Raw genomic sequence first — 16,239 nt, 5'->3', positions numbered from 1 at the left:
CTACGCCCAGAGCTGGCCGTGCAGCGTCGCGATGGCCGCCTCGGTCGACTCGGCGGTGTAGACGCCGGTGGAGAGGTACTTCCACCCGCCGTCGGCGACGACGAAGACGATGTCCGCGGACTCGCCGGCGCGGACCGCCTTGCGGGCGACGCCGAGGGCGGCGTGCAGTGCCGCGCCGGTGGAGATGCCGGCGAAGATGCCCTCCTGCGCGAGGAGTTCGCGGGTGCGGCGGACCGCGTCCTCGGAGCCGACGGAGAAGCGGGTGGTGAGCACCGACTCGTCGTAGAGCTCGGGGATGAAGCCCTCGTCGAGGTTGCGCAGGCCGTAGACCACGTCGTCGTAGCGGGGTTCGGCGGCGACGATGCGGACGCCGGGGACGTGCTCGCGCAGGTAGCGGCCGACGCCCATCAGGGTGCCGGTGGTGCCCAGGCCGGCCACGAAGTGGGTGATCGAGGGCAGGTCGGCGAGGATCTCGGGGCCGGTGGTGGCGTAGTGGGCGCCGGCGTTGTCCGGGTTGCCGTACTGGTAGAGCATCACCCAGTCGGGGTGCTCGGCGGCGAGTTCCTTGGCGACCTTGACGGCCGTGTTGGAGCCGCCCGCCGCGGGCGAGGAGATGATCTCCGCGCCCCACATGGCGAGCAGTTCGCGCCGCTCGGCGGAGGTGTTCTCCGGCATCACGCAGACGATGCGGTAGCCCTTGAGCTTGGCCGCCATGGCGAGCGAGATGCCGGTGTTGCCGCTGGTGGGCTCCAGGATCGTGCAGCCGGGGGTGAGCCGGCCGTCCTTCTCGGCCTGCTCGACCATGTGGAGCGCGGGCCGGTCCTTGACGGAGCCCGTGGGGTTGCGGTCCTCCAGCTTCGCCCAGATGCGGACGTCCTCGGAGGGCGAGAGGCGCGGGAGGCGGACGAGGGGGGTGTTCCCGACCGCCGCGAGCGGGGAGTCGTACCGCACGTCAGACCTGCCCGACCCGTCGTCCGACCGCCGCCCCGGCGGGACGCGTCGACGCGGCGGCGGAGCCGCCCGCGACGGCCGGCAGGATCGTCACGCTGTCGCCGTCGGAGAGCTTGGTGGAGATGCCCTCCAGGAAGCGCACGTCCTCGTCGTTGAGATAGACGTTGACGAAGCGGCGCAGCTGCTCGCCGTCGACCAGGCGCTCGCGGATGCCGGCGTGCCGGCTCTCCAGGTCGGTGAAGAGTTCGCCGACGGTCGCGCCGGAGCCCTCGACCGCCTTCTCGCCGTCGGTGTAGCTGCGCAGGATGGTCGGGATGCGGACCTCGATGGCCATGGGAGTGCTCCTGTCGGAGTTCGGGGTGCGGTGGCGGGTGCGGAGTGGGTGCGGCGCGGTCGGTGCGTGCGCGGTGCGCCGCGGGGGTGCGGGCGGAGCGGGCGGTGCGGGGCGCCGGAGGGCGCGGGGGCCGTGCGCTCGGGGGTGCGGCGGCGCCGCGGGCGGCGGCTCAGCCGGCGGCGCAGCGCGGACAGATGGCGCTGGAGAGGCGGCACAGGTCGATGTGCAGCCGGGCGGCTCCGCAGCCGAAGGCGCCCAGGAGGGCCGATGCGGAACGGCGCGTGGCGAGCGGGGCGTGCGTCAGCAACGCACCCGGCCTCTGCTCGCTCGCTCCGCCCACGACATGGTCAACCATGCGGTCATCGTATCGATTCCCGGTCCGGGTTCTGGAACCTCGTCCCATGATGCGGACGTTCGCTGTACGCCAGGTGGGACGCGGGGTGGGCCCGGCCGTCCGCGCGTGCCGTGACCGGGGGTGAACGCCCAGGTCACGGCCGCTGACTGCGGCGGGCATGAGGTCGCCCACGCGTCAGGCGTAGCTCTCCACGATGCGGACTTCTTCCTCGGTGACCTCGCCGTCCACGATGCGGTACGAGCGGAACTGGAAGGGGCCCGCGTCGTCGGCGTCGGCGGTGGAGACCAGGACGTAGTGCGCGCCGGGCTCGTTGGCGTAGGTGATGTCGGTGCGCGAGGGGTACGCCTCGGTGGCCGTGTGCGAGTGGTAGATGACGACCGGCTCCTCGTCCCGGTCGTCCATCTCGCGGTACAGCTTGAGGAGGTCGACGGAGTCGAACTCGTAGAACGTGGGCGAGCGGGCGGCGTTGAGCATCGGGACGAACCGCTCGGGGCGGTCGCTGCCGGCCGGGCCCGCGAGGACGCCGCAGGCCTCGTCGGGGTGGTCCTGGCGGGCGTGCTCGACGATCTGGTCGTGGAGGGCCTTGGTGAGGGTCAGCATGCGGCCAAGAATAAGGAGGTGCGTGCGAAGCACTCCGGCAAGGGTGGTGGTGGGCGACGGGCGGGCGGGCCCGCGCGTACCGAGGGGTGGTACGCGCGGGCCCGAATGCTGGACTGCCGGTGGGATTCCGGCCGGTTCAGCGCGGTGCGTCAGCTCTTCTCAGCGGCCTTCGCCGGCCCCTGGGACAGCTGGGCGGCGTCCCGCCGCTTGATGGCCAGGTAGCCGACGGCCATGACGATCGCCCACACGGGAGCCGCGTAGAGCGAGATCCGGGTGTCCGGGTCGACGCCCATCATCACGATCACCATGGCGATGAAGGCCAGCGCGAAGATCGAGGTGTACGGGGCGCCGGGGGCCTTGAACTCGGACTGCGGCAGCTCGCCGCGGTTCGCCTTGGCCCGGTAGCGCAGGTGCGAGAGCAGGATGACGATCCACGCCCACATGCCGGAGATGGTGGCGAAGGAGACGACGTAGTTGAACGCCTCGCCGGGCCACTGGTAGTTGATGTAGACGCCGAACAGCATCAGGGCGACCGAGATGCCGGTGCCCCGGGTGGGCAGGCCGTTCTTGCTGAGCTTGGTGAAGAACTGCGGGCCCTGGCCGTTGAGCGCGAGGTCGCGCAGCATCCGGCCGGTGGAGTACATCCCGGAGTTGGCCGAGGACAGCGCCGCGGTCAGCACGACGAAGTTGACGATGCCCGCGCCGGCCGGCAGGCCGATCTGCTGGAAGGCGGCGACGAAGGGGCTGACGCCCGGCTTGAAGACCGTCCAGCTGACCACCGACAGGATGATGATGAGCGCGCCGACGTAGAAGAGGCCGATCCGCCACGGCACGGTGTTGATGGCCTTGGGGAGCACCTTCTTCGGGTCGGTCGCCTCGCCCGCGGTGACGCCGACGAGTTCGACGGCGAGGAAGGCGAACATCACGATCTGCAGCGTCATCAGCGTGCCGCCGATGCCCTTGGGGAAGAATCCGCCGTCCGACCAGAGCAGGGTGAACGAGGCGGTGTCCCCGGCCTTGGAGAAACCGAGGGTGATGACGCCGATGCCGATGAGGATCATGCCGATGATCGCGGTGACCTTGACCATCGAGAACCAGAATTCGAGTTCACCGAAGATCTTCACCGAGATCAGGTTGATGCCGAAGAGCGCGACGGTGAAGACCAACGCGGAAACCCATTGCGGTATGCCCTTGTTCCAGTACTGGATATAGGTGGCCGCAGCAGTTACTTCGGTGATGCCGGTGACGACCCAGAAGAGCCAGTACGTCCAGCCCGTCACGAATCCGATGAACGGGCCGAGGAATTCCCGGCCGTACTCGGAGAACGAGCCGGAAACGGGCCGGTACATGAGCAGTTCGCCCAGGGCCCGCATGATGAGGAAGATGACCAGACCGACGATGGCGTACGCCAGGATGATGCTCGGCCCGGCCTTGGAAATGGCCTTGCCTGCTCCGAGGAACAGACCGGTACCGATGGCGCCACCAATGGCGATCATCTGGATCTGGCGATTGCCCAGACCCCGCTGGTAGCCCTCTTCGGGGGCCCCGCCAGCGGCCTCGTTGCCGTCGCGATTCTTGTCGACCTGCACAGAGGTCATGAGTGGTGCGCCTTTCTCCATACCGACCCGGTTCTTTCCGGATCGGGTCCCGATCCCCCCGGATGGAGTTCCTGCACGCCGACGGTCGGCCGGCTCAGCGCCCCCGCAGCGACAGGGGTGGCGTCGCTGAGGCAGGTCGAGAACTTTTATCACGAGCTGGCCGAGATCGACCAGAGTCGGCGTGGGGCGGATCACAGCGGAATCAGGACAAAGAAACGAAATTCACAACACAGCGCACGGGTGCGGTGACGCGATCGTTATCCGGATTTGAGCCTCCGCTGAGCGAACGCGGTGTAGGCGTCCGGGGCCTTCGCGCCCCGGTTCGCGCCGGCGCCGCCGGGACGGACCCGGCGGTCAGCCCATCAGCGCTTCGACGAGCGTCTCCTGGAGGCCGCCGAGCCAGTAGTAGGCGAGCACCATCGGCTTGCGCGGGTCGCTGTCCGGCAGCCGCAGCAGTTCCCCGCCGTCGTCCTCGTCGGTGACCTCCAGCCGGGTGCCGATGGCCAGCCGCAGGTCGTTGAGGGCGCCGAGCCACTGCCGGCACTCGTCGGGCTTGAGCCGCAGCACCGCGCCGCCGTTCTCGGCCGACAGTGCGTCCAGCGCCCGGACCAGCGCCAGGGCGTCCTCGCGCTTGCGGGCCCGCAGGTCGTTCTCGGTGTAGCGGCGGAACTCGGCGGAGGCGGCGCGGACGTCGTCGTCCGGGACCAGGTCGGGGCCGCCGTAGGCGTCGGGGAAGAGGCGGGCCAGCACCGGGTCGGAGGGCGGCTCACTGGGGCCCTCGACGAAGAGCGCGGCCAGCATGTCGTCCTCGCCGGCACCGGCCGGCTCCGTGCCCGGGCCGACCAGCTCCAGCAACTGGACGGCGAGGCTGCGCAGGATGGAGATCTCGACCTCGTCGAGCGGGGCGGCCGCACCGCCACCGGGCAGCGGTTCGAACTGGCCGGTCATCAGCGGTCCTGCTGGAGGGTCGCCCACAGGCCGAAGCCGTGCATGGCCTGCACGTCGCGTTCCATTTCCTCGCGGGTGCCGCTGGAGACGACCGCGCGGCCTTTGTGATGGACGTCGAGCATCAGCCGGTGCGCCTTGTCCTTGGAGTAGCCGAAGTACGTCTGGAAGACGTAGGAGACGTAGCTCATGAGATTCACAGGGTCGTTGTGAACGATCGTGACCCACAGGACGTCGGGTTCGGGGACGGCGAAGGGGGCTTCGCTCGCCTCCGGACGCTCGATCTCGACCGGCACGCTGAGGCGTGCGTGGTGCGGCCGGAGGGTGCTCATGGGTGACGGGGGGGCGCTCACAGGGCCCATGCTGCCACCCAGGGGCGGGGGACGCACAAACGACCCTGGCGCGCGGCGCAGCGGCGCGGCGCGGTGGTGCCCCGGAGAGGCGGCCCGGGACCACTATCGTCAAAGTGACGAGTAATGGGGGTAGCATCTCTCCCATGAACACAGCGGACCTGGGGCTGCCGGTGGCCGTGCCGTCGACGGCACTCTTCACCGACCAGTACGAACTCACCATGCTGCAGGCCGCGTTGCGGTCGGGGACCGCGGACCGCCGGTCGGTCTTCGAGGTCTTCACCCGGCGGCTCCCCGAGGGGCGCCGCTACGGCGTGGTGGCGGGCACCGGACGGGTGTTGGACGCGGTGGAGAACTTCCGCTTCGACGCCACGATCCTGGACTTCCTGCGGGAGCGCGGCATCCTCGACGGGCCGACGCTGGACTGGCTTGCCGACTACCGCTTCCGCGGCGACATCTGGGGCTACCCGGAGGGCGAGGTCTACTTCCCCGGCTCGCCGATCATGCGCGTCGAGGGCACCTTCGCGGAGGCGGTGGTGCTGGAGACGGTGATCCTGTCGATCCTCAACCACGACTCGGCGGTGGCCGCGGCGGCGTCCCGGATGGCGGTGGCGGCCGGCGACCGGCCGCTGATGGAGATGGGCGCCCGGCGCACCCACGAGCTGTCGGCGGTGGCCGCGGCCCGCGCCGCGTACGTCGGCGGCTTCCACGTCACCTCCGACCTGGCGGCGGGCTTCCGCTACAACATCCCCACCGTCGGCACCAGCGCGCACGCCTTCACCCTGTTGCACGACAGCGAGCGGGACGCCTTCACCGCCCAGGTCGACACCCTCGGCAGCGGGACGACGCTGCTGGTGGACACCTTCGACGTCACCGAGGCGGTGCGCACCGCCGTGGAGGTGGCCGGCCCGGGCCTGGGCGCGGTGCGGATCGACTCCGGCGACCTGCTGCTGATCGCGCACCGGGTGCGTCAGCAGTTGGACGAGCTGGGCGCGACCAAGACCAAGATCGTCGTCACCAGCGACCTGGACGAGTACGCCATCGCCTCGCTCGCCGCCGCGCCGGTGGACGCGTACGGGGTCGGCACCCAGGTGGTCACCGGCAGCGGGCACCCGACCTGCTCGATGGTCTACAAGCTGGTCGCGCGGGCCGACGGCAACGAGCCGGGCACGCCGCTGCGGCCGGTGGCGAAGAAGTCGATGGGCGCCAAGTCCTCGATCGGCGGCCGCAAGTGGGCGGCGCGCCGGCTGGACGAGGACGGGGTGGCCGAGGCGGAGGTGGTCGGCACCGGCCCGGTGCCGGCCGACCTGACCGACCAGCTGCTCCAGGTGCCGCTGATCAGCGGCGGCAAGGTGGTGGCCCGGGAGCCGCTGGACGCGTCCCGCAGCCGGCACATCGCGGCCCGCGCCGGGCTGCCGCTGTCGGCGACCCAGCTGTCGCGCGGGGAGCCGGTGCTGCCCACGGAGTTCGTCTGACGCCCGCCGGGCGGCGGGGCGGGTGCGGCGCGGGCGCGCCCGCCCCTCCCGTCGCGCCCCGGCAGTGGCTACCCTCGGTCACACCACGTCTCGCCCCCCGAAACCCCAGCCGGAAGGCACGCGCCATGCACCGGGCACTGATCGTCGTCGACGTACAGAACGACTTCTGCGAGGGCGGCAGCCTCGCGGTGGCGGGCGGCGCGGACGTCGCGGCGGCCATCACCGACCTGGTGGGCGCCGCGGCCGGCAGCGGCTACCGCCACGTGGTGGCCACCCGCGACCACCACGTCGATCCCGGCGACCACTTCTCCGACCGGCCGGACTTCCGCACGTCCTGGCCCGTGCACTGCGTGGCCGGCACCGAGGGCAGCGGCTTCCACCCGAACTTCGCGCCGGCCATCGCGTCCGGCGCGGTCGACGCGGTGTTCTCCAAGGGCGCGCACGCGGCCGCGTACAGCGGCTTCGAGGGCGCGGACGAGCACGGCACGACGCTCGCGCAGTGGCTGCGGGAGCGGGACGTCACCGAGGTGGACGTGGTCGGGATCGCCACCGACCACTGCGTCCGCGCCACGGCCCTGGACGCCCTCGCCGAGGGGCTGCGGACCCGGGTCCTGCTGGACCTGACGGCGGGCGTCGCCCCGCAGACCACCGAGGCGGCCTTGGGGGAGCTCGGCGCGGCGGGCGCGGAGCTGACCGGCAAGCCGGTGGTGGCCGGCGGCTGACGGGCGCCTGGCGGGCCCGTCAGGGCCGTGCGCCTCACCCGCCGGTCGGGGTGCCCGCCGCCGCGGTCCGGGCGGCCTCCTGCCGCAGGAGGGCCCGTATCGGGTGCCAGGACTCGGTGTCGTCGTCGGGGGCCTCGCGCCAGACCAGGCCGTCGGGGTGGTGGAGCACCGCGGTGATCTCGTCGGGGGTCGGCGGCGCGGTGTTGCCGCGCAGGTAGACGGCGCGCAGGCCGAGGTTGCGCAGCCTGGTCAGGGCGCGCTGGCGGTTCACCGCATGGACCAGGACCCGGATGCGGCAGCCGCCGCCGTACGGTTCGCAGAGCGGGCCGTGGCCCGGTCTGGGCAGCGAGAGGGCGACCACCACGCTCCCGCCGGGAAGCCTGGTGAAGCCGCCTCTGGTCATCGTCATATCTCCCCCGTGAGACTCGGCGTCAACAAGGAACTGCAAGACGCATCTAAACGCCTATCGGCCGCCGCCCGCTAGGGGGCGACGGCCGACAACGCTATGACCTGCGGCTTTTACTTTTTACTTACCGGCGGGGCCCACCGTGAGGTTCACCGTGGAGCCGTCCTTGGCCTCCTTGGTGATCGCGATCTTGGTGTTGGTGTCAGGAACGACGACGCCGCCGGTCGGGTTCGCCTTGTCGTAGTAGACGCCGTTGCGGTCGTCGAAGACCCGCACGCCGGGCTTCGAGGCGATCTTCACCGCGACGCCGTCCTTGTGCAGGGTCAGGGCGTCGGTGCGGGCACCGGTGAACGTCGCGTCGTAGGTCTGGAAGCGGTTGCGCATCAGGGTGCCGTCGGCCCAGCGCTCGGCCCGCGGGTGCGCGTCGACCGGGAGGATCCGTCCGACTCCCGGGTGCATGCCGACGTTGTTGTCCCGCTGCGAGGTGTCCCACAGCCAGATCAGCACGCCGTTCTGGAACGGGAAGTGCTCGACCCAGCCCGGTCGGGCGGTCTTCCAACCGAAGTTGTACGGGCCGGACTTGAGGGTCTTGTCGTAGGAGACGTACTGGCGGTTCTCGGCGAGGTAGTACTGCGCGTAGTCCTTGGTGAAGGACGCGCCGATCCGCGAGAATCCCTTGCTGGTCCAGCCGTTGTCGCCGTGCTCGGCGTCGTCGGTGAAGAGCGGGGTGCCGTCCGCGGTGACGGTCAGGGCGTCGGCGGTGAAGCCCTTCTGCGCGACGCCGCCGTCGGTCTGGTAGCGGAAGCGCAGGTCGATCTTCTTGCCGGCGTACGCGTCCAGGGGGAAGGCCAGGTCCTGGTGGTCGGTGACGGTGCCGCTCAGCGCGGGCTTGCCGGAGGCGTCGCGCGGCAGCGCCTTGCCGTTCGCGGTGCCGTCCAGGGGCGTCCAGTTGGCGCCGCCGTCGGTGGAGACCTCGGCGTAGACGTAGTCGTAGTCCTTCTCGGTGTCCCACCAGCCCTTGAGGGTGAGCGCCGCGCGGGAGGCGCCGGTGAGGTCCACGGGCCGGGTCAGGGTGTTGGACAGGTCGTCGCCCATGCCGCTCCACCACTGCGTCGCGCCCTCGGCGGGCTTGACGACCTCGGTGGTGACCTTCTTCGCGGGCAGCTCGACGACGAGCGCCTGCTTGTTCTTGGTGTTGTACTCGGCGACGCCCAGGGTGTGCCGGGACGGCGTCGCGGCCTTGGCGGTGCCGTAGTTGAGCCAGCCGAGCTGGAGCTTGTCCCAGGCGCTCATGTCGCCGGGCAGGTCGCCGATGGCGTCCTTGCCGCGGCCGAGCCAGGAGCCGGCCGACATCAACGACCAGAAGTCCACCGAGGATTCGCCCTTGCCGGTGGTGTCGTACTCGTCCGGCAGGCCCAGGTCGTGGCCGTACTCGTGGGCGAAGACGCCGAGTCCGCCGTTCTCCGGCTGCATGGTGTAGTCGCCGACCCAGAAGCCGGTGTCGCCGATCTGGGTGCCGCCCGCCTTGTTGTCCGCGGGGCCCGTCTTGCCGGCGTCGGTGCCGTACGCGTACCAGCGGTGCGCCCAGATGGCGTCGGTCTTCTGGACGCCGCCGCCGGCGGACTCGTCCTCACCGGCGTGCACGATCTGGAAGTGGTCGAGGTACCCGTCCGGCTCGTTGAAGTTGCCGTTGTGGTTGTAGTCGTTGCGGTCCCACTGGTCGTACTGGGCGAGGTCGGCCTTGATCTGGGCGTCGGTGCGGCCCTGGGCCTTCTGGTCGGTGACCCACTGGTTGACCGCGTCGCGGATCAGGTCCCAGGCGCTGGGGCAGTTGGTGGAGCCGCAGTAGTTGGAGCCGTAGCGGGCCTCGTTCCACGGGACCCGGACCCAGTCGGAGACCTGGCCGTTCACCGAGTAGCGGCCCGAGGACTGCCGCTCGTAGTACTTGGCCAGCGACTCCTTCTTCTTGTCGTGCGAGAAGTACAGGTCCTGGTAGTGCTGCCGGTTGAAGTCGGCCTGCCAGGCGGTGCTGTTGTCCTTCTTCCGGTCCGGCTTGGCGATCGTGTTGTGCGCCGGGCCGGGGGTGCCGCCGTACTTCTTGACCGGCGGCAGCGGACCGTCGCCGTCCGGGTCGTACATCGTGGTGTCGTCGACCTTGTCCCCGAAGTCCACCAGGATGGTGAAGATCTTGTCGGTCTTCTCCCGGGCCAACTCGACGTACTTGCCCTTGCCGAGCTTGACGACCTTGGAGCCGTTGCGCTCGGTCGCCTTGGCGTCGCCGGATATGACCTGCTGGAGCGCCTCGGTGCGCTGCGCCTTCTGCCGCTCGCTGAACGGGCCCTTGAGGTCGTGGGCGTCGGCGCGTTCGGGCGCCGGGTCCGTGCGGACGGTGGGCGCGGCGGCCGGCTGGGCGTCGGCCGCGGCCACTCCGGTCGAGAGAACGGCCGCCCCGGTCGCGGCGAGCGCGGTGGCCAGGGCGGCCGTCCCGAACAGTCTTCGGTGCTTTCTCACTTGGTCAAGTCCTCCCCATCAACTGCCCAATGCTGGAGGGCATTCGACCGGATGCGGGGAAGAAAAGACAGATCTTGACGTGTACGCGGACAGCGAAGTACGTTATCCGGCTTGCGTGTCACAGCTATCGGACAGCGGACGCACAGGTTCCGAATAGCCTGGCGCGCCACCGGAACACCGCGGGGGGATATGCCCGACGGGCATGCGCCCCCGCCGTCAACAGGCCGGACGGCGCACCCGGCGACTTGTCGCACGGATCCGCGACCGCGCCGTGCGCCCCCGTGCTCCAGGCCGGTGGGTTAGGTCACGCTTACCTGGCGTTCCGCTCGGGCACAAGGGACCGTAGGCTCGTTCGGTGGCGCGTCGCCGGACGCCCGACACCCCGCCGACCCTCCGAGGACGGATCCCGCCATGCCTCGTCCGACCGCCACCCAGCTCGTCTACGGCTCGGCCACCGTCTTCCTCTCCACCCTCGCGATGCTGCTGCTCTCCCAGACGCAGACCGGGATCGGGGTCGCGGTCATCGCCCTGGCCGGCCTCGGACTGGGGCTGTTGGTGGCGATGACAGTGCCGATGCCGGGACTGGCGCGGGTGGCGCGCCGGGCCGGCGGGAGCACCTCGGCCACCGACGGGCCCGCCCCGCTGCGGGCCGTGCCCGCCCCGACCGAGCGCCTGCCGCGGCAGCGGGCCCGCGCCCGGGTCGGCGAGCGGACCCGCTGACGGGCGCCCCGCGGCGAGTTGACGCCCCGTCACACCGTCAGTCCGTGGCGACCACCACGGTCCGGGCCGCCTTGTCGTGCAGGCACTGCTGATACGGCTTGTCCCAGGTGCACCACAACACGTTGACCAGCCAGAAGATGAAGCCGCAGCACGGGATGATCTCCGGCAGGGTGTAGACCGCGGCCCGGGTCCAACCGGCCTGCGCGGTCGGGATGGCGCCGTCCGAGAGCATCGCCACCCGGATCCGCATCGCCATCTTGCCGAGCGTCTGGCCGCGGCTGGTCAGCATCAGCCCCTCGTAGATCAGGTACGCCAGCATCGTCACGCCGGACACCGTCGCCTGCTTGCTGGTCTCCACGCTGCTGGTGCTGAAGTAGTCCACCCAGCCGACGATCGCGTTCATGATCAGGGTGACCGGGACGCCGATGATGAGCGCGTCGATGATCCGGGCGACCAGCCGCTTGCCGCGGTTGGCCAGCGGCGGCATCCCGGCCAGGGGATCGGCACCGTACTCCCCCGCGCCCCCGTAGGGACCGCCCGCCGGGGGCCCGCCGTACGGGCCACCGCCGTAGGGCGGCGGCTGACCGGCGCCGGGCGGCGGGGGCGGGGGCGGCGGACCACCGGGAGGGGGCGGGGCCCCGCCAGGGGGGCCGCCGCCCTCGCCCGGGCCGGCACCGTACGGGGAGCCGTTGCGCGGTGCGCCGTCGTGCGGAGCGCCGCCCGCCGGGGGCCCCGGCGGCTGCTTCAGGAACGGGTCGTGCTCCGGCGGTTCACCGGGGCCGGGCCGGGGCTGGTCGGTACTCATGGCCCGAGTCGAACCCTTGCGGACCGGCGCCGCATCCGCCGGGGTCCGATCGGCGTACCCGGGCCGTCAGGGCGGGTGACGGCCCGGGCAACGACCGGGTGACGGTCAGTCGGACGCCGCGTCGGAGGCGACGAAGGTGCGGGCCACCTTGTCGTGCCAGCACTGCCGCCACGGCTGGTCGAACACGCACCACAGGGCGTTGACCACGCCGACCACCGCGACGCCGAGCACGCCGTAGACCAGCCAGCGCTTGAGGGCGCCGGCCAGCTCCGGGGTGTCGTGGCTCTCGATGTCCAGCACCCGCACGCCGCAGAGCTTCTTGCCCAGCGTGCGGCCCCACTTGAGGGTCGGCAGCACCTCGTAGAGACCGCCGCCGATCAGGATGACGGCGAGGATCGTGAGGTAGACGGGGGCGGTGGTGCCGTCGACCAGGTACACCGTCACCTGACGGCCGGACTGCTTGGCCGCCTCGACCTTGGCGTCGAGGTGGTCGGTGACCGTGGACCACATGGGCAGTGCCACCGCGAGGGTGACCAGGGCCAGCACCAGGGTGTCGATCAGGCGGGCGGCGAGCCGGCGGCCGAGCGGCGCCGGGTGGCCCTGCGCGGCCTGAGCGGCGGCGAAGAAGACATCGGCGGTCGGCGGCTTCCAGGGGATGACGCCGTCGTCGCCGGCGGCACCGCCCTGCGGCGGGAGACCGGGCGTGGAGGTCGGGGCCGTCGGGCTCGTCGGGACGGCCGGCGGCTGGGCCTGGCGGGCCGTCGGCTGGGCCGGGGGCTGTTGGGCGGGGGGCTGTTGGGCCGGGGGCTGTTGGGCGGGCGCCCCGGTGGCGGGCAGGGACTGCGGTGCGCCACCGGCCGGGCCGGCCGTGGGCCGGTCGCCCGCCGGGAGCCGGAAGGCCATCGTCTCGTTCTTGACGGCGGGGCGGTCGCCGCCGGCCGGGTCCGGCCGGACGGCGCGGAAGGCGGTGGTGCCCCGGTCCGCGGGCGGCGGGGTGGGGGCCGGGGTGCCGGGCGGGTTCCCGGGCCGCACCGCGCGGATCGCGGTGGTCCCCTGGTCGCCGGACCCGCGGCGGGCCGCCGGGTTGACGGCGCGGATCGTCACCGTCCCGTCGGTCGGGGCGTCCGGCGCGGGCGGGCCCGCGGTGCCGGACGCGTCACCGGCGCCGGCCCCGTCGGTCTCCGCGGCGCGCTGCGGCGGCAGCCCGCCCCAGGCCGCGCCACCGGCCGGAGTGCCCGCGGGGGCCTGGCCGGGCGCGCCCCAGGAGATCCGGCCGTCCTCGCCGAAGCCGGCCTGCCGGGAGGCGTCGGCCTGCCAGGAGGGCGCCCCCTCCGGGCTGGTGCCGTGCAGCCGCGCCGGATCGTCCCAACTCGCGCCGGGCACCTCCATCTCGCCGCGGGGGCGGACGGTCGGCATCGCGGAGCCGGAACCGGCCGGGTCCGCCCCGTCCAGGAAGACCGGGCCGGTCTCCTCGACGGCGGCCGGCGCGGGGGCCGCGCCGGGCGGCGGCGCGGGCATCGGCTCGCCCTCGGCGGGGGCCGGCCGACTGGTGCCCGGCGCCCATGCGGCACCGTTCCAGTACCGGATGTAGCCGGGGATGGACGGGTCCGGGTAGAAGCCTGGCGTGGGGCTGCCGCCGGCGGATCCTGAGGTAGGGGCGCTCATGTCCGAAGTCCCGTATCTGTTCTCGGCCTGGTGGGTGTCGGGGTGCAGTCTGCCGCAACGCGGCGTCCACATCTATCAGACCCCGGGTCGTAACCGTGTTCCTCCCCTGCCCCGGCAGCCGTCGGCAACTCCCGGAGAACTCCCGGAAAAAAGTTGCCCGAAGTCGTGTAAGAGTCCGGCCGCCGCCCGCTCTCTCCTGGTGCGGGCCCGCACTCGGGTCCCGCGCGAGACGTTCGGAGAGAGGCGGAAACCCATGCACACCGTGGTGGAACGAGAGCTGGAACTGGGTCTGGTGCTGTCGTCGGAGCGAACCATTCCGGTACCGGCCCGGTTGACCTACCGGACCGATGACCCCTATGCCGTGCACGTCACCTTCCACGTCGGATCGGACTCCCCCGTCCACTGGACGTTCGCCAGGGAACTGCTCGTCGAGGGTGTCTTCCGGCCGTCCGGCGAGGGCGACGTGCGGGTCTGGCCGGCGAAGTTGGACGGCCGCAGCCTGGTCTGCATGGCACTGGACTCGCCGGACGGGGAGGCCCTGTTGGAGGCGTCGGCCGCCGTCGTGTCCGCCTGGCTGGAGCGCACCCTGCGGATCGTGCCGCCCGGCTCCGAGAGCGTCCACCTGGGCATCGACAAAGGGCTGAGCGCCCTGCTCGCACTGGCCTCCCGGGACGACGCCGGGCCGAACGGGCCCTGGCCGACGGAGGAGTCCCCCGAACCCGGCGCGTGAGCGGTGGCGCCGTTCCACCGCCCCACGACCACCGGCCCGTCGACCACCGGCCCGTCGACCGCCGGCCCGTCGACCGCCCGTCCCAAAGGCGTCCACCGCGGCGCGGGCCCGGGGCCGGGTCCGCGCCCGCGCGCCCGACCCCGGACCGGCCCCCGCTCAGTCGCCGCGGAACGCCTCCAGCAGCCGGAGCCAGACCTCGCTGATCGTCGGGTAGGCCGGCACCGCGTGCCAGAGGCGTTCGATCGGGACCTCCCCGGCGACCGCGACGGTGGCCGAGTGCAGCAGCTCCCCGACGCCCGGCCCGACGAAGGTGACGCCCAGCAGCACCTCGCGGTCCAGGTCCACGACCATCCGGGCCCGCCCGCGGTAGCCGTCGGCGTACAGGGACGCGCCGGCCACCGCGCCCAGGTCGTGGTCGATGACGCGGATCCGGTACCCGGCGCGTTCGGCCTCGGCGGCGCTCAGGCCCACGGCCGCGGCCTCGGGATCGCTGAAGACCACCTGCGGGACGGCGTGCCGGTCCGCGGTGGCGACGTGCGCGCCCCAGCGGTCGGTCTCCAGCAGCGGAACCCCGCGGGCCCGCGCGGCGATCACGGCCCCGGCGACCCGCGCCTGGTACTTGCCCTGGTGGGTGAGGAGGGCGCGGTGGTTGACGTCGCCGACCCCGTACAGCCAGCCGCCGGGCACCCCGTCGACCCGCAGGGTGTCGTCCACCTCCAGCCACCCGCCGGGCGTCAGCCCGACGGTCTCCAGGCCCAGGTCCTCGGTGCGCGGCGCCCGCCCCGTCGCGATCAGCAGCTCGTCCGCGACGATCTCGTCACCGGTGTCGAGCAGCACGGTCACCGGCCCGCCCGGCGCCTCCCGGCGCACCTCGCTCACCTCCACGCCGGTCCGCAGGAACACGCCCGCCTCGGCCAGCGACTCGGCCACCAGATGGCCGGCGAACGGCTCCATCCGGGGCAGCAGCCCGTCCCCGCGCACCAGCAGCGTCACCGACGCGCCCAGCGCCCGCCAGGCGGTCGCCATCTCGACGCCGACCACCCCGCCGCCGACGATCACCAGCCGGCCCGGCACCGCCTTGGCGCTGGTGGCCTCCCGGCTGGTCCACGGCTTGGCCGCGGCGAGCCCTGGCACGTTGGGCAACACCGGGCGACTGCCCGTGCACACCGCGACCGCGTGCCGGGCCACCAGCGTCCGCCCGCCCTCGACGGTCACCCGCCGCGGCCCGGCCAGCCGCGCCCGGCCGCGCACGAGGTCCAATCCGACCGAGTCCAGCCAGCGGACCTGGCCGTCGTCCTTCCAGTAGGAGACGGTCGCGTCCCGGTGGGCGAGGACCGCCGGCGCGTCCAGGGGCCCGGCGACCGCGTCGCTCAGCCCCGGCACCCGGCGCGCCTCCGAGCGCGCCGTCACCGGTCGCAGCAGCGCCTTGCTGGGCATGCACGCCCAGTACGAGCACTCGCCGCCCACGAGTTCGTGCTCCACCACCACCGCGCTCAGTCCGGCGGCGTGCACCCGGTCGGCGACGTTCTCCCCGACCGGCCCGCCGCCCAGCACGATGACGTCGTACGTGTCGGGGGCGGCCCCGTCACCGCCGGACGCCGCCCTCGCTGCGCTCTCTTCGGTCGCTTCGGTCGGTCGGTTCGCTGACATCGGCGGTCGCTCCCTGCTGCCCAAGGGGTGGGCCGGGGTCACACGGCCCTAACGGCCATCCTCTTCCCGCCCCGCGCTCACCGCATCCGGCGCTCGACCGCCTCCTTCGCCTCCACGAGCCCCGCACCGGTCACCTCGCGGTAGACCTTGATCGCCGCGATCGGCTTCTTCTCCGCCAGCAGGGCGTCGACCTCCGCCATCCGCGGGTCCGCCGGCTCCTCCACCCCGAGGTGCGCCATCAACAGGTCCACCCGCTGCTCCAACCGCGCCATGCGCCGCTCCAACGGCTTGGTACGACGGTCGAGCGAGGAGGCGAGCAAGGCGACCGCTAACACCAAGACGGCCACGGCAATGAGAGTTGTATCCATGAAGAAAGAGTAAAACGCCTGACGGGAGCGCGTGTCGTGAAGCACGTGCGGGGG

The 16,239-nt window shown here is 72.4% G+C and carries 17 protein-coding genes; 4 read left to right on the top strand and 13 right to left on the bottom strand.

The genetic code is table 11. The features are described from left to right. From ABD385_RS25995 to clpS, 7 genes are all read right to left on the bottom strand, one after another. The gene (locus ABD385_RS25995; RefSeq protein ID WP_344580431.1) at nt 1-951 is read right to left on the bottom strand and encodes a PLP-dependent cysteine synthase family protein; all 951 of its coding nucleotides are present in this window, start codon (nt 949-951) and stop codon (nt 1-3) included. 1 nt (nt 952) lies between these two features. Beyond that, nucleotides 953-1,285, bottom strand: coding sequence for a MoaD/ThiS family protein (locus ABD385_RS25990; RefSeq protein ID WP_016573882.1), 333 nt, complete (start codon nt 1,283-1,285; stop codon nt 953-955). 169 nt (nt 1,286-1,454) lie between these two features. Beyond that, nucleotides 1,455-1,640 (bottom strand): putative leader peptide, encoded by a 186-nt coding sequence (locus ABD385_RS25985; RefSeq protein WP_344580426.1) that lies wholly within the window; start codon nt 1,638-1,640, stop codon nt 1,455-1,457. A 174-nt stretch (nt 1,641-1,814) separates the two neighbouring features. Further along, on the bottom strand, nt 1,815-2,240 hold the full coding sequence (locus ABD385_RS25980) for a M67 family metallopeptidase (protein WP_344580422.1): 426 nt from the start codon (nt 2,238-2,240) through the stop codon (nt 1,815-1,817). Nucleotides 2,241-2,389: 149 nt separating this feature from the next. Next, nucleotides 2,390-3,838 (bottom strand): amino acid permease, encoded by a 1,449-nt coding sequence (locus ABD385_RS25975; protein ID WP_344580419.1) that lies wholly within the window; start codon nt 3,836-3,838, stop codon nt 2,390-2,392. 354 nt (nt 3,839-4,192) lie between these two features. Beyond that, nucleotides 4,193-4,786: a DUF2017 domain-containing protein gene (locus tag ABD385_RS25970; RefSeq protein ID WP_016573886.1), complete on the bottom strand. Its 594-nt coding sequence runs from the start codon at nt 4,784-4,786 to the stop codon at nt 4,193-4,195. Further along, nucleotides 4,786-5,115: an ATP-dependent Clp protease adapter ClpS gene (gene clpS, locus ABD385_RS25965; RefSeq protein WP_344580522.1), complete on the bottom strand. Its 330-nt coding sequence runs from the start codon at nt 5,113-5,115 to the stop codon at nt 4,786-4,788. The genes ABD385_RS25970 and clpS overlap by 1 nt, the downstream gene beginning before the upstream one ends. Nucleotides 5,116-5,279: 164 nt before the next feature. Between clpS and ABD385_RS25960 the strand changes: the two genes are divergently transcribed. Further along, complete coding sequence (locus tag ABD385_RS25960) at nt 5,280-6,608, top strand: nicotinate phosphoribosyltransferase (RefSeq protein WP_344580417.1); 1,329 nt, start codon at nt 5,280-5,282, stop codon at nt 6,606-6,608. Nucleotides 6,609-6,733: 125 nt separating this feature from the next. Next, nucleotides 6,734-7,330, top strand: coding sequence for an isochorismatase family protein (locus tag ABD385_RS25955; RefSeq protein WP_344580414.1), 597 nt, complete (start codon nt 6,734-6,736; stop codon nt 7,328-7,330). A gap of 34 nt (nt 7,331-7,364) precedes the next feature. On the opposite strand, the gene ABD385_RS25950 is transcribed toward ABD385_RS25955, so the two are convergent. Beyond that, nucleotides 7,365-7,733 carry a hypothetical protein gene (locus tag ABD385_RS25950; protein WP_344580520.1) on the bottom strand — a complete coding sequence of 123 codons (369 nt, stop codon included), beginning with the start codon at nt 7,731-7,733 and terminating at the stop codon, nt 7,365-7,367. A 123-nt stretch (nt 7,734-7,856) separates the two neighbouring features. Beyond that, a complete protein-coding gene (locus tag ABD385_RS25945) occupies nt 7,857-10,247 on the bottom strand; it encodes an immune inhibitor A domain-containing protein (RefSeq protein ID WP_344580413.1) in 2,391 nt (796 codons plus the stop codon). A gap of 411 nt (nt 10,248-10,658) precedes the next feature. On the opposite strand from ABD385_RS25945, the gene ABD385_RS25940 reads away from it, so the two are divergent. Then, entirely contained in the window at nt 10,659-10,967 is a 309-nt protein-coding gene (locus ABD385_RS25940) for a hypothetical protein (protein WP_344580405.1), read from the top strand. Between the two features lie 37 nt (nt 10,968-11,004). On the opposite strand, the gene ABD385_RS25935 is transcribed toward ABD385_RS25940, so the two are convergent. After that, on the bottom strand, nt 11,005-11,772 hold the full coding sequence (locus ABD385_RS25935) for an RDD family protein (RefSeq protein WP_344580403.1): 768 nt from the start codon (nt 11,770-11,772) through the stop codon (nt 11,005-11,007). A gap of 105 nt (nt 11,773-11,877) precedes the next feature. Further along, nucleotides 11,878-13,437, bottom strand: coding sequence for an RDD family protein (locus ABD385_RS25930; protein WP_344580400.1), 1,560 nt, complete (start codon nt 13,435-13,437; stop codon nt 11,878-11,880). Between the two features lie 253 nt (nt 13,438-13,690). Here ABD385_RS25930 and ABD385_RS25925 point away from each other — a divergent pair, with 253 nt between their 5' ends. Further along, nucleotides 13,691-14,167: an SsgA family sporulation/cell division regulator gene (locus tag ABD385_RS25925; RefSeq protein ID WP_344580398.1), complete on the top strand. Its 477-nt coding sequence runs from the start codon at nt 13,691-13,693 to the stop codon at nt 14,165-14,167. A 156-nt stretch (nt 14,168-14,323) separates the two neighbouring features. Here the strand turns inward: ABD385_RS25925 and ABD385_RS25920 are convergent, their stop codons facing one another. Together ABD385_RS25920 and ABD385_RS25915 are read right to left on the bottom strand one after the other, a co-directional pair. After that, nucleotides 14,324-15,817: a dihydrolipoyl dehydrogenase family protein gene (locus ABD385_RS25920; protein WP_344580395.1), complete on the bottom strand. Its 1,494-nt coding sequence runs from the start codon at nt 15,815-15,817 to the stop codon at nt 14,324-14,326. Between the two features lie 77 nt (nt 15,818-15,894). Next, nucleotides 15,895-16,185 (bottom strand): ribosomal protein L7/L12, encoded by a 291-nt coding sequence (locus ABD385_RS25915; RefSeq protein WP_344580392.1) that lies wholly within the window; start codon nt 16,183-16,185, stop codon nt 15,895-15,897. Between the last annotated feature and the right edge of the window lie 54 nt (nt 16,186-16,239).

The sequence above is a fragment of the Streptomyces lunalinharesii genome (assembly GCF_039532155.1).
GTDB lineage: Bacteria > Actinomycetota > Actinomycetes > Streptomycetales > Streptomycetaceae > Streptomyces > Streptomyces lunalinharesii.
The sequence above is the reverse complement of the archived record's forward strand: the minus strand, read 5'-3'. Positions and strand labels throughout refer to the sequence as shown.

Coding starts and splice junctions, on each gene's coding strand:
- ABD385_RS25990 (WP_016573882.1), bottom strand. CDS start 1,285: ATGGCCATCGAGGTCCGCATCCCGACCATCCTGCGCAGCTACACCGAC.
- ABD385_RS25985 (WP_344580426.1), bottom strand. CDS start 1,640: ATGGTTGACCATGTCGTGGGCGGAGCGAGCGAGCAGAGGCCGGGTGCG.
- ABD385_RS25980 (WP_344580422.1), bottom strand. CDS start 2,240: ATGCTGACCCTCACCAAGGCCCTCCACGACCAGATCGTCGAGCACGCC.
- ABD385_RS25975 (WP_344580419.1), bottom strand. CDS start 3,838: ATGACCTCTGTGCAGGTCGACAAGAATCGCGACGGCAACGAGGCCGCT.
- ABD385_RS25970 (WP_016573886.1), bottom strand. CDS start 4,786: ATGACCGGCCAGTTCGAACCGCTGCCCGGTGGCGGTGCGGCCGCCCCG.
- clpS (WP_344580522.1), bottom strand. CDS start 5,115: ATGAGCACCCTCCGGCCGCACCACGCACGCCTCAGCGTGCCGGTCGAG.
- ABD385_RS25960 (WP_344580417.1), top strand. CDS start 5,280: ATGAACACAGCGGACCTGGGGCTGCCGGTGGCCGTGCCGTCGACGGCA.
- ABD385_RS25955 (WP_344580414.1), top strand. CDS start 6,734: ATGCACCGGGCACTGATCGTCGTCGACGTACAGAACGACTTCTGCGAG.
- ABD385_RS25950 (WP_344580520.1), bottom strand. CDS start 7,733: ATGACCAGAGGCGGCTTCACCAGGCTTCCCGGCGGGAGCGTGGTGGTC.
- ABD385_RS25940 (WP_344580405.1), top strand. CDS start 10,659: ATGCCTCGTCCGACCGCCACCCAGCTCGTCTACGGCTCGGCCACCGTC.
- ABD385_RS25935 (WP_344580403.1), bottom strand. CDS start 11,772: ATGAGTACCGACCAGCCCCGGCCCGGCCCCGGTGAACCGCCGGAGCAC.
- ABD385_RS25930 (WP_344580400.1), bottom strand. CDS start 13,437: ATGAGCGCCCCTACCTCAGGATCCGCCGGCGGCAGCCCCACGCCAGGC.
- ABD385_RS25925 (WP_344580398.1), top strand. CDS start 13,691: ATGCACACCGTGGTGGAACGAGAGCTGGAACTGGGTCTGGTGCTGTCG.
- ABD385_RS25920 (WP_344580395.1), bottom strand. CDS start 15,817: ATGTCAGCGAACCGACCGACCGAAGCGACCGAAGAGAGCGCAGCGAGG.
- ABD385_RS25915 (WP_344580392.1), bottom strand. CDS start 16,185: ATGGATACAACTCTCATTGCCGTGGCCGTCTTGGTGTTAGCGGTCGCC.